Origin of the sequence: Kushneria avicenniae, from assembly GCF_900112585.1 — a bacterium.
GTDB classification, from domain to species: domain Bacteria; phylum Pseudomonadota; class Gammaproteobacteria; order Pseudomonadales; family Halomonadaceae; genus Kushneria; species Kushneria avicenniae.
Genome location: NZ_FOLY01000003.1, coordinates 583,873 through 597,625, shown reverse-complemented (window position 1 = coordinate 597,625; position 13,753 = coordinate 583,873). Strand labels below are relative to the sequence as shown.

Annotated in this window: 12 protein-coding genes; 3 read left to right on the top strand and 9 right to left on the bottom strand. The window is 62.8% G+C overall.

The annotated features are described in order from the left end of the window. The first annotated feature begins 34 nt into the window (after nucleotides 1-34). Nucleotides 35-442, top strand: coding sequence for a thiol-disulfide oxidoreductase DCC family protein (locus BM079_RS09150; RefSeq protein WP_090133172.1), 408 nt, complete (start codon nucleotides 35-37; stop codon nucleotides 440-442). Between the two features lie 92 nt (nucleotides 443-534). On the opposite strand, the gene BM079_RS09145 is transcribed toward BM079_RS09150, so the two are convergent. The 9 genes from BM079_RS09145 to BM079_RS09100 all read right to left on the bottom strand — a co-directional run bounded on the left by BM079_RS09145 (nucleotide 535) and on the right by BM079_RS09100 (nucleotide 11,704). Continuing rightward, entirely contained in the window at nucleotides 535-1,875 is a 1,341-nt protein-coding gene (locus tag BM079_RS09145) for a c-type cytochrome (RefSeq protein ID WP_090133170.1), read from the bottom strand. Beyond that, on the bottom strand, nucleotides 1,868-3,472 hold the full coding sequence (locus tag BM079_RS09140; RefSeq protein WP_090133168.1) for a GMC family oxidoreductase: 1,605 nt from the start codon (nucleotides 3,470-3,472) through the stop codon (nucleotides 1,868-1,870). The genes BM079_RS09145 and BM079_RS09140 overlap by 8 nt, the downstream gene beginning before the upstream one ends. 8 nt (nucleotides 3,473-3,480) lie before the next feature. Further along, nucleotides 3,481-3,996: a sugar dehydrogenase complex small subunit gene (locus tag BM079_RS09135; protein WP_090133166.1), complete on the bottom strand. Its 516-nt coding sequence runs from the start codon at nucleotides 3,994-3,996 to the stop codon at nucleotides 3,481-3,483. A 286-nt stretch (nucleotides 3,997-4,282) separates the two neighbouring features. Next, nucleotides 4,283-5,455, bottom strand: coding sequence for an aldose epimerase family protein (locus tag BM079_RS09130; protein WP_175489656.1), 1,173 nt, complete (start codon nucleotides 5,453-5,455; stop codon nucleotides 4,283-4,285). Between the two features lie 36 nt (nucleotides 5,456-5,491). Next, nucleotides 5,492-6,514, bottom strand: coding sequence for an L-arabinose ABC transporter permease AraH (gene araH / locus BM079_RS09125; RefSeq protein WP_090133164.1), 1,023 nt, complete (start codon nucleotides 6,512-6,514; stop codon nucleotides 5,492-5,494). Nucleotides 6,515-6,589: 75 nt separating this feature from the next. Continuing rightward, nucleotides 6,590-8,110 (bottom strand): L-arabinose ABC transporter ATP-binding protein AraG, encoded by a 1,521-nt coding sequence (gene araG / locus BM079_RS09120; RefSeq protein WP_090133162.1) that lies wholly within the window; start codon nucleotides 8,108-8,110, stop codon nucleotides 6,590-6,592. After that, nucleotides 8,107-9,057 (bottom strand): arabinose ABC transporter substrate-binding protein, encoded by a 951-nt coding sequence (locus BM079_RS09115; RefSeq protein ID WP_245742927.1) that lies wholly within the window; start codon nucleotides 9,055-9,057, stop codon nucleotides 8,107-8,109. The genes araG and BM079_RS09115 overlap by 4 nt, the downstream gene beginning before the upstream one ends. A gap of 400 nt (nucleotides 9,058-9,457) precedes the next feature. Continuing rightward, on the bottom strand, nucleotides 9,458-10,882 hold the full coding sequence (locus BM079_RS09105) for a sugar porter family MFS transporter (RefSeq protein WP_090133156.1): 1,425 nt from the start codon (nucleotides 10,880-10,882) through the stop codon (nucleotides 9,458-9,460). 87 nt (nucleotides 10,883-10,969) lie between these two features. Further along, a complete protein-coding gene (locus BM079_RS09100; RefSeq protein ID WP_090133154.1) occupies nucleotides 10,970-11,704 on the bottom strand; it encodes an SDR family NAD(P)-dependent oxidoreductase in 735 nt (244 codons plus the stop codon). 232 nt (nucleotides 11,705-11,936) lie between these two features. Here BM079_RS09100 and BM079_RS09095 point away from each other — a divergent pair, with 232 nt between their 5' ends. Beyond that, nucleotides 11,937-13,136 (top strand): ROK family transcriptional regulator, encoded by a 1,200-nt coding sequence (locus tag BM079_RS09095; protein WP_090133152.1) that lies wholly within the window; start codon nucleotides 11,937-11,939, stop codon nucleotides 13,134-13,136. Between the two features lie 129 nt (nucleotides 13,137-13,265). Next, nucleotides 13,266-13,514 (top strand): hypothetical protein, encoded by a 249-nt coding sequence (locus BM079_RS09090; RefSeq protein ID WP_090133149.1) that lies wholly within the window; start codon nucleotides 13,266-13,268, stop codon nucleotides 13,512-13,514. Nucleotides 13,515-13,753 lie beyond the last annotated feature (239 nt).

The following is a 13,753-nucleotide window of genomic DNA, read 5'->3' as shown; positions in this document are numbered from 1 at the left end:
TTGTGGAAAGACGCTATTTTTCGGGAGGCCGCCCATGGCTGAACTGACGCTTTTCTATGACGGCAACTGTCCGCTCTGCGTCAACGAAATCAATCATTTGAAAAGACTCGACCGTGCGCAGCGTATCGTGTTTGAAAACATTCACGCCGAGGATTTCACGAAGCGCTATCCTGACGTGGATCGCGAGGAAGCCAGTGCTCTCCTGCTGGGCGACGTCCACGGCCAGCGCATTCGTGGGCTGGATGTGACGCATCGCGCCTGGTCACTGGTCGGCCGCGGCTGGCTGACGGCACCGCTGCGCTGGCCACTGATTCGGCCCATCGCTGATCGGGTCTATCTCTGGTTTGCCCCCAGGCGCTATCGCATCTCGGGCTGGCTGACCGGTCGGCAGCGCTGTCAAAGCTGCGAAACCGGCCAGTGCGATATTTCCAAAAAACCCTGACGCCCGCCCCCTTCAAAACCTGCCAGCCAGCATGGCGCCCTGTCTGTTGAACGATTCGAAGACAGGGCGCCAAAGAATGGACCAACGCCGGTTCATCCGCGCCGACGCCGCCAGATTGACCAGGCGATGAGGATCACCAGCGCAACACCTGCACCGACCATGCCCACCCGCGCCAGCATCAGCAGCGGCGAGGTTGCCCCGCCCTGTCGAAGCTCGGCCACCCGGGCCGCATCGGTATGCACATCGCTTCGGCCAAAGGCGTGCATCACGTAGTTGGTAACCTCGGCAATCTCGGTATCAGAGAGTTCCTCGTCAAAGCCGATCATCGCCTGCCCCTGATGCGGCCAGACACCTTCCAGAATCGCCATGCTGACGTTATCGGCCGTGGGCTTTTTCAGCACCGGATGCCCTTTCAGGGCCGGCAGGCCGTTGAGCCCCTCGCCCTGCATACCGTGACAGGTGGCGCAGCTGTCGCGGTAGACCCGCTCGCCCGGGCCGATCTTCTCAAGCGCTGCCGGCGTGTCATTGTCGCGAATCGGGCGCAGACCGGGCGCCGGGGTCGGGGCGCTCGTGTCGGGACTGTCCGGCAGCAGATAGGTCGCGATGGCCTTGATGTCTTCGGGCGTCATGCGCGAGAAGCTCTTGTCGATCGCTTCCAGCATCGGCCCTCCAGCCGTAGCGCCATTGTCGGCATGGCCGGTGGTCAGATATTCGATCAGCTGCTGCTGACTCCACTGGCCGATGCCGGTGTTCGGGTTGGCCGTAATGTCGGGCGCGTACCAGGTCCCCAGCGATGCGCCTTTGAGCGCCTGATCCTGCTTTTCGGCCATCAGCATGTTGCGCGGCGTGTGACAGGTGCTGCAGTGGGTCAGCCCTTCGACCAGGTAGGCCCCGCGATTGAACTGCTCGGATTTGTCCGGGTCGGGCGTAAAGGGCGTCTGGTCCAGAAAGAGCCCGTTCCAGGCCGCCATCGAGAACCGCAGGTTGAACGGGAATGGCAGATCCGTTTTTTCGGGGGCGTCGTCGACGGGCGCCACGCCGTGCATGAAATAGGCATAAAGCGCTGCGATGTCCTCATCGCGCATTCTGGCGTAGGCCGTATAGGGCATGGCCGGATAGAGCTGGCGCCCATCGGCGCGCACGCCATGACGCAGCGCCTGATCAAACTGCTCGAGGCTGTAGCTCCCGATACCTGCCGAGTCGGACGGCGTGATGTTGGTGCTGTAGATCACGCCCAGCGGGCTTGAAATCGCATGCCCGCCGCTGAAGGCCGGTCGCCCCTCCTCGGTATGACAGGCCGCGCAGTCCCCGGCAATGGCCAGGTACTCGCCGCGCTGAATCAGCGCCTGCTGATCATCGGCGCGGGCCACTCCCGCACCCAGTGACAGCGCCAGCATCCCCAGCGACAGCACTATCCTGCCGGCATCAGTCATGTCGGGTCTCCTCGACAATGCGGTCTGCCGTGCGCAGTGCCAGCGCCATGGCGGTCAGGGTCACGTTGCAGGTTCCGACGGTCGGCATGACACCCGTGCCGACCATGAAGAGATTGTCATGGCCATGGGCGCGCCCCCAGGCATCGGTGACGCTGGTGGCCGGATCATGGCCCATGGAGAGCGTGCCGGTGATGTGCTGGCGGTTGGAAAACGCGCCCGGCTTGCTGTGCTGAACGTTGGTGGCGCCCAGCTTTTCGGCAATGCGGTCATAGTACTGCCGCACTTGCTCGGTGCCCTTCTGCTCGTACGCTCCGACGCTCCAGTGCAGGCGCGGCGTGGGCAGGCCCATGTCATCCCTTTTATCGCTCAGGGTGACGCGGTTTTCCGGGTCGGGGAGCTGCTCGAGCGCATTCTTGATGCTCAGGCGACGGGCCGAGCGAAACCGCACCTGCTCTTCAAGTTCGCGGCCAAAGTAGCCCTCCTTGAGCAGCTCTTTCGTGACCGAGGCCACCTTGGAGCCGTTGGAGATATCGATGCGAAAGGGGGCATGCTCGCTGCGAAACTCGCCATCACGGAACTGACCGATCGAGCAGGGGCTTACCGGCCCACGGCCGGGCCAGAGCGGCTCGTCGGCATCGAAGGTCACACCGATGGCCGGGTGATCACAGAGATGGCGCCCGACCATGTCATGGCGGTTGGCGAGGCCCTCCGGAAACTGCTCACTGGCCGACATGAGCAGCAGTCGCGGCGTCTCGATGGCGTTGGCGGCCAGCACGAAGGTCCTGCCGGTCACCCGGTGACGGTTCTTGTCCCAGTCGTAGTAATTCGCCGCCGTGATACGGCCGTCGCGGTCATGCTCAAGCTGATAGACCACCGCTTCGGTGATCACCTCAACGCCGCTGTCCTCGGCCTGCTGCGCGGCGATGCCGCCATGATACTGGGCATCGATCGGGCAGATCGGCATGCAGTTGTTGTTGCCACAGCAGGCGGGCCGGCCATCGTAGCTGCGGCTGTTACGCCCTGTCGCATCATCGATGACCCGAAATTCAGGGGCCAGCCGCTCGGTCACACGCTGCTGCAGCCAGGACGCCGGCACACGTTCCATCGGGAAGGGTTGCTTGCGCGGCGAGCCGTTGTCAGGTTCACCACCAACGCCGGCGATGACTTCAGCCTGGTAGTAATAGTCTTCCAGATCGTCATAGCTGATCGGCCAGTCACGCCCTACGCCGTAAAGGCTTTGAGTGCGAAAGTCATTGGGCACGTTGCGCCACAGCTGCGCCGCCCAGTGCCAGGTGGTGCCGCCGAAGATTCGAATGTACTGCGCCTTGAACGGATGCGGCCCGGCCTGATCCAGATAGTCATTGGGGGTCGGGGTATAGCGCGGCTGCGGGGCCTGCGGTGAGTACGGGTACGGCGACATGAAATCGGATTTGAAGGCTGATTCACGATAGCGTCGAACCAGATCACTGCGCCGGATCTTCGGACCGGATTCCAGCAGCAGCACCGAACGGCCGGTACGGGCCAGGCGCGTCGCCAGCAGCGAGCCGCAGACACCGGCCCCGATGACGACCACGTCAGCGGAAATATCCTTGTTCATTCAGGGCATTACTCTTGAAGGGGGCGAGGCGGTGCCTGCCAGCTGCCACAGGGGCCATAGGAGAAGCTGGGCGGCACCAGCACATCACTCACGGCAACATTGGCCAGGGTATTGACGAAGGAGACGTAGAGCGCCTGATCGCCCTCCCCGACCACGCCCGTATACCATCCCGAAAGCATGGCGCGGGCGGTCGCTTCCTGAGCCGATTGATCCTCGGCAAAGGCCAGACGCGATGACGACAGCAGCGCCGGCTGCGCCTTCAAAAGCGCCTCGAGACGTGACAGTGCCTCGGGAAAATCCTGATCGGTGAGAAGGTGAGCATGCAGCAGTGCCCGGGCAAGATCGCCATCGAGATCCTCCCTGGCCGTCAGCGCGCTGGACACACCCATGAACCTGTCGAGCGTGTTTTGTGTTGCCTCGGAGGATGCCCGGGCACTGCTCAGAAAAAGCGTCTGACCGGCCACACCGGTCAGCGCAAACGCCCCTGCCACCTTGAGGACACGGCGACGTGAAAACTGGGTCATACCTGGGCCTGTTCTACAAAATAAATCGCCAGAGATGGGGGGCTCTGGCGATGGCAGGACAAGTCATGATCGCCGCTGCGATGCCTTGTCACGCCATGTGCACAATGGAAGGCGCGCAAGATACCTTAAATTAACCTTTAGACCAGCCCTCTCATGCGACTTTTTGGCACAGTACCTCCTGTTGTGGCATGACACCTGCCCGTTTTGAGGCCAGACCCGCCACAAGCATGGTCTGATGCGCCCGGATACCGGCGCCATTCTGGCCGTTTCAGGGCCGGGGCCGATACTACTCGGTCGAGAATCGATACACCGTGTGGCTTTCAAGTGTCTCGCCGGGCTGGAGGATGGTTGAGGGAAAATCCGACTGGTTGGGCGAATCCGGAAAATGCTGGGTTTCCAGTGCCAGCCCCGAACGATGACCGTAGGCTCGACCGCTTTTGCCGGTCACACTGCCATCCAGGAAGTTGCCCGAGTAGACCTGTAATCCCGGCTCGGTCGTCAGGACTTCCAGCACCCGCCCGCTTTCAGGCGAAGTAACGCGTGCCGCTCGCTCGGGGGTGGCGGCGGGTTCGCGTCTGAGCACGAAGTTATGATCATAGCCACCCGCTCGGGTCAGCTGTTCGTTATCCGTCTCGATACGTGCCCCGACTGGCGTGGGCGACGTGAAATCAAATGGCGTGCCGGCCACCGGGGCGATCTCGCCGGTCGGGATCAGCGTCTCGTTGACCGGCGTGTATTCGGCAGCCTCAATAGTCATGACATGATCGAGAATGCTGCCACTGCCCTCGCCGTTCAGGTTGAAGTAGCTGTGCTGGGTCAGATTGACCGGCGTGGCCTTCGTGGTGCGGGCGCTGTAATCGATGGCAAGTGCATCGTCATGGGTCAGGGTATATCGGACTTCGACCGACAGCTCGCCCGGATAGCCCTCTTCGCCATCGGCGCTGGTATAGCGCATCACGACACCGCTGCCCTCGCTCGAAGAAAACGGCGTGGCCTGCCAGAGCTTCTGGTTGAAGCCTTCATCGCCCCCGTGCAGATGGTTGGGCCCATCGTTGGTCGCCAGCTGATACGTCTGGCCGTCCAGCGAGAAACGCCCGTCGGCAATGCGGTTGCCATAGCGTCCGATCAGCGCGCCGAAGTAGGGATTGAGCGTTTTGTAGGCCGGCGACAGATAGCCTTCCAGCGAGTCGAAGCCGAGCACGATATCGGCCGTTTTGCCGTCACGGTCCGGCGTCTCGAGCGAGGTGATAATGCCGCCGTACTCGATCACCTCCATGCGCATGTGATGATCGTTGGTGATGCGATAGCCGTGCACGGTGCGCCCGTCGGGCAGCGTACCGAACACGAACTGCTCAACATTCGGCGGCATCGGCGCGGATGCTGCCATCGACTGACCGGTACCGGCGCAGAGCAGACCGGCGCTCAACCCCAGTGCAAACCGCAGGGACTGTCCTTTCATGGCACGCTCCTTTCAAAAAATGACAATGATGACGGCTCAGGCCCGCTGACGCCGCTGCTGCTTCCAGCGGTCGAACAGCACGGCCAGCAGCAGGATGGCGCCGCGCACCAGGTACTGATAGAAGGTCGGGACATTCAAAAGCCCCATGGCATTTTGCACGCACCCCATGATCAGAACGCCCACCAGTACACCGGTGATCGAGGCCACACCGCCGGAGAGCGCCACGCCGCCCAGTACACAGGCCGAAATGACCGCAAGCTCCAGCCCCATCGAGGTGTTCGGATCGCCAAGGCCCATGCGCGAGGTCAGAAGCACCCCGGCGATGCCGGCCACCAGCCCCTGCAGGCCGAATACGATGATCTTGAGCCGACGCACGTTGACCCCGGCCAGCGCCGCGGCCTCCGGATTGCCGCCGGTGGCCAGCACGTTGCGCCCGAAAGCGGTCAGGTTAAGCACCAGCCCGAAGATCACGAAACACAGGATCATGGTCCATACCGGCAGGGTTAGCCCCAGAAAGGAAGCGCTGCCCAGCTCGAAAAAGCCCGGCACGGTGATCATCACCGCATCGCCGCCGGAAGTGATGTAGGCCAGCCCGCGCACGAACTCCATGGCCGCCAGCGTGGCAATCAGCGAGTTGATGCCAAAACGGGCCACCACGAAGCCGTTGAAAACGCCCACCAGCGCGCCGGCGGCGACCCCGCCGAGAGCCCCGATCAGCACGCTTCCCGAGGCGCTGGTAATGACCGCCGCGCTGACGCCGGCAAAGGCGACAGTCGAGGCGACCGACAGATCCACTTCCCCCAGCGCCAGCACCAGCATCATGGTGGTGGCAATGGTGCCGATGATGGTCACCGACAGCAGCAGGCCGACCATGTTGCGCCCGGTCAGAAAGTCGGGGATCGCCACCGCCAGACCGATAAAGAGCACGATGAAGATGGCGATCAGCCCGGAGGTATCCAGCAGGGTACGCAGCGGCTTGATGAGCCCCTGGCGACCGGCGGGACGCGTCGTCTCCGTCTGGCCGCCCTCGGCAGCATGAACACTTTTGTGGCTACTCATGATTTGGTGTCTCCAGACATCGTATTGTTATTGCGCCGGTGGTGGTCGGGACAATCGTGGTCAGGACAGTCCTGCTCAGGAGGGCAGCGCCAGCCCCAGCAGCCGCTCGGGCGTGGCAGTGTCGCGATCAACGATGTCGACCAGCGCCCCATCGCGCATCACGCCAATGCGATCACAGATCGCGCTGACCTCGGTCAGATCGCTCGAGATGACCACCACGGCCTTGCCCTGATCGGCCAGGTCATACAGCAGGTTATAGATATCGCGCCGGGCGCCGACATCGATACCGCGGGTGGGCTCGTCCATCACGAACAGCTCGATCTGCTCCGAAAGCCAGCGCGCCAGAATGACCTTTTGCTGGTTGCCACCGGAGAGCGTGCTGATGCGAGTACGTGGCCCGGGCGTGCGGATGCTCAGCTTTTCGATGTAGTCGCGGGTGTTGTCCAGCTCGCGCTTCGGGTGGCGCCACAGCCCCATGCGCTTGAAGAAACGCCGGCAGCTGATGTTGAGGTTGTCGGTGACGCTGGCGACCGGAAAAATGCCCTGGGACTTGCGATCCTCCGGACACATGGCAATGCCGGCATGGATGGCCTGACCCGGCGAGTTGAACCGCCCGGTGCGACCGTTGAAGTGAATCTCACCGCCCTTCGGGGCTTCCACGCCGCATACCAGCCGCATCAGCTCACTGCGACCGGCACCGACCAGGCCAAACAGGCCGAACACCTCGCCGCGATGCACCTCGAAGCTGACCGGTGCCGTCAGACCGCGCCCTTCGAGACTTTCCACCGTCAGGATGACCTCGCCGATATCGCGGCGGCGATAGCCGTAGACGTCCTCGATATCGCGCCCGACCATTTCGCTGACCAGCTGGTCCTGGGTGAGCCCTGCCATGGTGTCGTGGGTGCAGATATGACGACCGTCACGAAAGACCGTGACGGCGTCGCACATCTCGAACACCTCTTCCATGCGATGAGTGACGTAGAGCACCACCCGGCCCTCATCGCGCAGGCGTTTGACGATGCGCTTGAGCTGGCGTGTCTCCTGCACCGACAGCGAACTGGTCGGCTCGTCAAAGGCAATGATGCGGGCATCACGCAGCAGCGCTCGACCGATCTCGATCATCTGCTGCTGGCCGATCGAGAGATCACGCACCTTCGTGGCCGGATGGACGCTGCCCTCGCCCAGCTCTTCGAGAATGGCCAGCGCCCGCTCGCGCAGCTGCCGGCGATTCACGATGCCGTAGTGCTGGGGCAGTTGCCCCAGCAGCAGGTTCTCCGCGACCGACAGGTTGGGCGAGAGCGTCAGCTCCTGGTAGATGATCGCGATGCCCTGGCGCAGCGCCTCGCGGGCGTTGGCAAACACATGGCGCTCACCGCCGATCCAGAGGGCGCCATCAGTGACCCGATTCACGCCGCTCAATACCTTGAGCAGGGTCGACTTGCCGGCGCCGTTTTCGCCCATCAGGGCGTGAACTTCCCCGGCACGGGCACTGAAGCTCACCCCATCAAGCGCCCGCACGCCGGGAAACTCCACGGTGACGTTTTCAACGGCCAGCCAGGGATCGTGCTCGACGGCCGTGGCAGAGGCACTGCTCATAGCTGCAGTTCCTCGCGGACGTCCTGCCAGTTGTCACGGGTCATCAGCGTCCCGGTCGTTTCAGTATTGGCCGGCGGCTCCTTGCCCTGGGCGATCCACTGATAGAGGTTTTCGGCGCTCTGGCGACCGTGCATGGTCGAGCTGACAGCGACGGTGCCATAGAAGCCGGTGGGCTTTTCACGCGAGAACTCGGCAAAGGCCGCGCCCGAGCCGTTGATGCCCACGCCGATGACCTGATCCGGCGACAGGCCGTACTGTTCGCTGGCGCGCACGCCCCCCAGCACGCTCTCCTCGTTGAGGGCATAAATCACCCAGTGATCGAATTTGCTGTAGCGGGCAAAGATGGGTGAGGCTGCAGAAAAGGCGCTGGTGGTATCGGTATTCTGCTGCGGGGCGTCGATCACGTTGTCCTTGTTGAACCCGGCATCAAGCAGTGCCTGGGTGGCGCCATCGGTGCGCTCACGCGCGGTGGGCAGCTCGTTGTTGGAGATGCGCAGGGCGCCGGTTGTCTCCATGTCCCAGCCTCGGCGCTTCATCTCCTCGGCGATGGCGTTGCCGACCTGCTGACCGATCTTGTAGCCCGACATGCCCAGGTGCGGCACCTCGGTCATGGGCTCGCCGTCGCTGCCGACAAACTGATCGTCCACCGTCACGACCTTCATGTTGTACTGCTTCGCCCGATTGGCGATCGCCATGCCAAGGCGCACGTCCGGCGGACAGATCACGAAACCCTGCGCCCCCTGGGCGTTGAGGTTATCGATGGCGCTGAGCACCTGCTGGCCGTCTTCACCGGCCAGACGCACCACGGTAAAGCCCTGCTCCTGCCCCAGCTCGGTGGCCGCGCGCTGCTCGTTGATAAACCAGGCCTGCTCGGGTTTTTTGACGATAAAGCCGATCTTGACGTTGTCATCGCTGGCATGCGCCATCCCCAGAGGCACGAGGGCCATGAGCGTGGTGGCAATGACGCGGTTCAGGGCGGGTAACAGGGGCATCGTGGACTCCGGGCCCTCGTGGGGCAGTTTGTTGTTCGTGAGTGGCCGGCCGCCGCAACAGACGAGGCATCGACACACAGGGCCAACATACGGTTTGACTCAATTGACGACTAATACGCCATGTAGTGAAAAGCGATACCCGGATTGCTATGAATCAGACGCTGACTCAGCAGACATGGCCCCTGTCACCCGCTCGCCTGCCACGGGCGCTGAGACTAAAGTTACGCTCGACTTAAGCCGCATGCTGCCGGTGCCGGAGTCGGCCGGAATCCCGGTTTCCACAACCATTCCGATATCAAAAAAAAGCCCGGCACCATGGCCGGGCAACATGACAGATTTCTTGAACCGGATGGGATTACTCCCAGGCCATCTCTTCGAGCTCACGCCCGCGCGTTTCCCGCACCATCCTGATGACGAAAAACACCGACAGCAGGGCAAAGAAGGCGTAGATGCCATAGGCCCCGGCCAGACCGATGCCGGCCAGCATGATCGGGAAGGTCATGGTGATGCCGAAGTTGGCCAGCCACTGGAAAAGCCCCGCCACCGCCAGCCCCGAACCGCGCATCTGGTTGGGGAACATTTCGCCGAGCATGACCCACATGACCGGCCCCCAGGAGGCGTTGAAGAACATGACGTAAATGTTGGCCGCCAGCAGCGCCACAATGCCCATGCTGTCGGACAGACGAAGCGAGCCGTCCACGATCGAGGCGGTCGAGAAGGCATAGGCCACGGTCGCCAGGGTCACCGTCATGCCGACCGAGCCGATCCACAGAATCGGCTTGCGGCCGACCTTGTCGATCAGGGCGATCGTGACCAGACACGCCGCAATGCTGACCGCGCCGCTGATGATGTTGATCATCAGCGCGTCGCTTTCGGTAAAGCCGACCGACTGCCACAGCACCGCGCCGTAGTAGAACACCACGTTGATGCCGACCAGCTGCTGGAACACCGCAAGGCCGATCCCCACCCAGACAATGCGATGGACACGCCCGGTCGCACCGTTGATCAGATCGGACAGCCCCGGCGTGCGCTCGCGGTTCAGGGAGGTGCGAATGTCGTCCGCCTTCTGGTCCGCCTCACGCTCGGCCATCAGCGCCTTGAGCACCTTGAGGGCCTTCTTGCCTTCGCCCTTGCTGATCAGAAAGCGCGGACTCTCCGGGATACCCAGCAGTGCCAGAAAGAAGATGGTGGCCGGAATCAGCTCCATCCAGAACATCCAGCGCCAGGCCTCGAAACCGCCCAGAAACTCGGCAGTGGAAGCCCCGGCAACCCGCGCCAGCACGTAGTTGCTGACAAAGGCCATGAAAAGACCGGTAATGATGGCAATCTGCTGGATGGTCGCCAGCCGGCCGCGAATGGCGGCCGGGGCCACCTCGCTGATGTAGGCCGGGGTCATGACGCTGGCCGCCCCGACCGCGATCCCGCCGAGAATGCGGTAGATGACGAACTCGAAGGAGCCCTGAGACACACCGGAGCCCCAGGCGCTGACGATAAAGAAGACAGCCGCCACGATCAGCAGCATCCGCCGCCCGAAGCGATCCGCCAGACGGCCGGCAAAGAAGGCCCCGCCGGCGCAGCCCAGCAGCATCGAGGCCACGTTAAAGCCGGTACCGGCGGCTTCGGAGTTGAAGGCCGCCTGCAGACCATCGACGGTGCCGTTGATGACCCCGCTGTCAAAGCCGAATAGAAAGCCGCCAAGCGCGGCAACACAGCAGATCACGAACACATAGAACTGCTGTTTACGACTGTCTTCATCCTGAACCGAAGTCTCTGACTGCATGGCAAAAGTCTCCTGGGGATTTGTTCTGTCAGAATCGTTGTTATTGAAGATCAAGGGCCGATCCACATTCGGCCTGACCCGAAGTTGCTACAACCAGCCGGCATCGACCCAGTAGTTGTGAGCCGTGCAGCCGCCAGCGGCATCTGAAGCCAGAAAGAGCACCATGGCCGCCACGTGATGCGGATGCAGGCGCACCTTGAGCTTCTGTTCCGCCACGATCTGCGCTTCACCCTCCGGGGTAAACCAGCGTGACTGACGCGGCGTTTTCACATTGCCGGGAATCACACAGTTGACGCGAATACCGTCACTGCCCAGCTCGCTGGCCAGCGCTCGAGTCAGACCTTCAATGGCCGCCTTGGCCGTCTCGTACAGCACCAGGCCGGGCTCGCCCAGATGCCAGCTGATCGAGCCCATGTTGATGATCGAGCCACGCCCCTGCGCCCGCATGCCGGCCGCAACGCCGCGTGCGGCCAGAGCCTGATGGCGTAGATTGACGGCCATGCGATCGTCCCAGTACTCGGGGGTCACATCCTCAAGCGTGTGTCGATCATCATTGGCCGCGTTGTTGACCAGCACCTCTACCGTGCCGATATCAGCCAGCGCCTGCTCGAGCGCCGCCGGATCGGTAAGATCGCAGCGATGAAAATGGACGTGCTCACCCAGCGATTCAGCCAGCAACCCGGCCTCATCAATGATGTCCAGAAAATGCACCTCGGCGCCCTGCTCGGCAAAGGCGCGGACAATACCTTCGCCAATGCCGGAACCGCCGCCGGTCACGACGACGCGGCGCTTTTTCAGATCGGGATAGATCGGGCATGTCATGGCGCTTTTTCCCATCAGGGTCGATTTAATTAAGAGTTCTTACCGGGCAGTGTCTACCGGCCTTCGGGATGCAGCCATTGGACATAGGTCGACGCACGACCATGGTCCAGGATCGGCTTGTCAGGCCCTGGAAGGCGCTCAATATAGATATGATGACCGGCGCCTTGCGGCGCCGTGATCGCAGAGGGCAGTCGCCTGCCTGTTCGTTATCGCCACCCGGGGCCCTGCCGCCATGACCCGACCCGCCAACCCACGCCCTGCCGGCGATCTCCACTCGCTGAAACAGCGCAATCGTCTGGCCATTCTGGACGCACTGCGCTGTCGACCCGACATGACCCGCACCGAGCTGGCCAGAGACACAGGACTGACCAAGGTGACCGTGGGCAGCGCCGTCATGAGCCTGCTGGAGAGCGGCTGGCTCGAGGAGGGCGAGCTGCAGCGCCGACGCGGCGGCCGCCCGGGGCGCTCGCTGTCCCTGAGTGAGCATCACCACCTGCTGCTGGGCGCAGAGATCGGCGTTCACGAGCTGCGGCTTGTGGCCTGTACGCTGTCAGGAGAGACGCTGTTACAGCGCTGTATTGCCCGGGCCGGCACTACGCCTGACGAAGCGGCCGCTCAGCTGGCCGGTGAAATCACCGCGCTGCTGGTCATGGAAGGGCTCAAGGCGCGTCAACTGCTGGGGCTGGGGGTTGCCCTGCCGGGGCCGGTCATGCCCAACGAGCCGCTGCTGGGGCTGGCCCCCAACCTGGGGTGGCACCGGGTGCGCTTTCTGGATCTGCTGGCAGGCCATCTTCCCGAGCTTCCCGGCATCCAGCTAATGGACAACGAGTCCTCGCTGGCCGCCTTTGGCGAGCTCTATTTCGCCCGCGATCATGCACCGGCCTCGCTTTTATTTGTCAGCGCCGATATCGGTATCGGCAGCGGCCTGGTGGAAAATGGCGCACCGCCACGCATCATTCGCGGCGTGCACGGCCTGGCCGGTGAAATCGGCCACACCCTGCTCGACCCGAACGGCGCGCGCTGCCACTGCGGCAATGACGGCTGCGCCGAGACGCTGGTCAGCGGCTGGCGCCTGCGTCAGCAGCTCGATATCGACGAGAGTGACGACCTGATCTCGGCCGTGACGGCGCTGCCGGCATCACGGACCGGCCCTGTGCTCGAACGCGCCGGTCAGGCCCTGGGCATGCTGCTGCACAATCTGCACCACACGCTCAATCCGGCCGCCATCGTGATCGGTGGAACGCTGACCGAACTGGGCCCCGCCTTCATGGCCCCGGCCCTGGCCCGCTTTGCCGCTACCCAGCGTCGGCTGCTGCCCGAAGCGGGGCTCATCACACCGCGGGTGCTTGCCAACAGCCGTCTGGCACCAGCCCGCGGCGCTGCGGCGATGGTCATGGCCAGCGCCCTGGCCGCTCTGGAACTCTCGCCCTGAGCTGACGTCCTTTGCCGACTTTTCCCCAGCATCGCTGTCTTCCCCAGCCCTGGTCAGGTCGACGCATCGTGACGCGGGCTTTACCATTAAAAACTGATATATCCTTTGACCGCCTCCCAGGAAGCCCTCATGTCATTGCTGAAGACGCTCAGACCCGGATTCATTGCGAGAGAGTTCATCACCATGTTTTGCACTTACTTCACCATCGCGGTCGTCGGTTCTCATTACGGGCTGTTAAGCGAAAACAGCATTGAGCACGAACTGTTTATGAGCGCATGGATCGCCACCAGCGTTCAGATCATGAATATTCTTGGATATTACAAAAAGCAGCGGGCAAAAAAATGCCGGGAGAATGGCCATGAGTCGGGGCAGGCCTGACATTCGGATGCTCGCCGCCCCGCCCAAGAGCATCAATCCGATATGTGCATGCGGCCAACGATTTGATAATCCCCGCCTTGATCTCCCTGTTCTCGTGTATGCGAGGCTTTCATGCCAGAGACCCTGCTCGGCAGCAGCCCTTTCACCGCCCGAACGTAAAAAAACCGCTCGACCCTGGCGGGCCGAGCGGTTCTGGTGACTGATCAGTCTCTGGTTTCCCATCATCACACCGGATGATG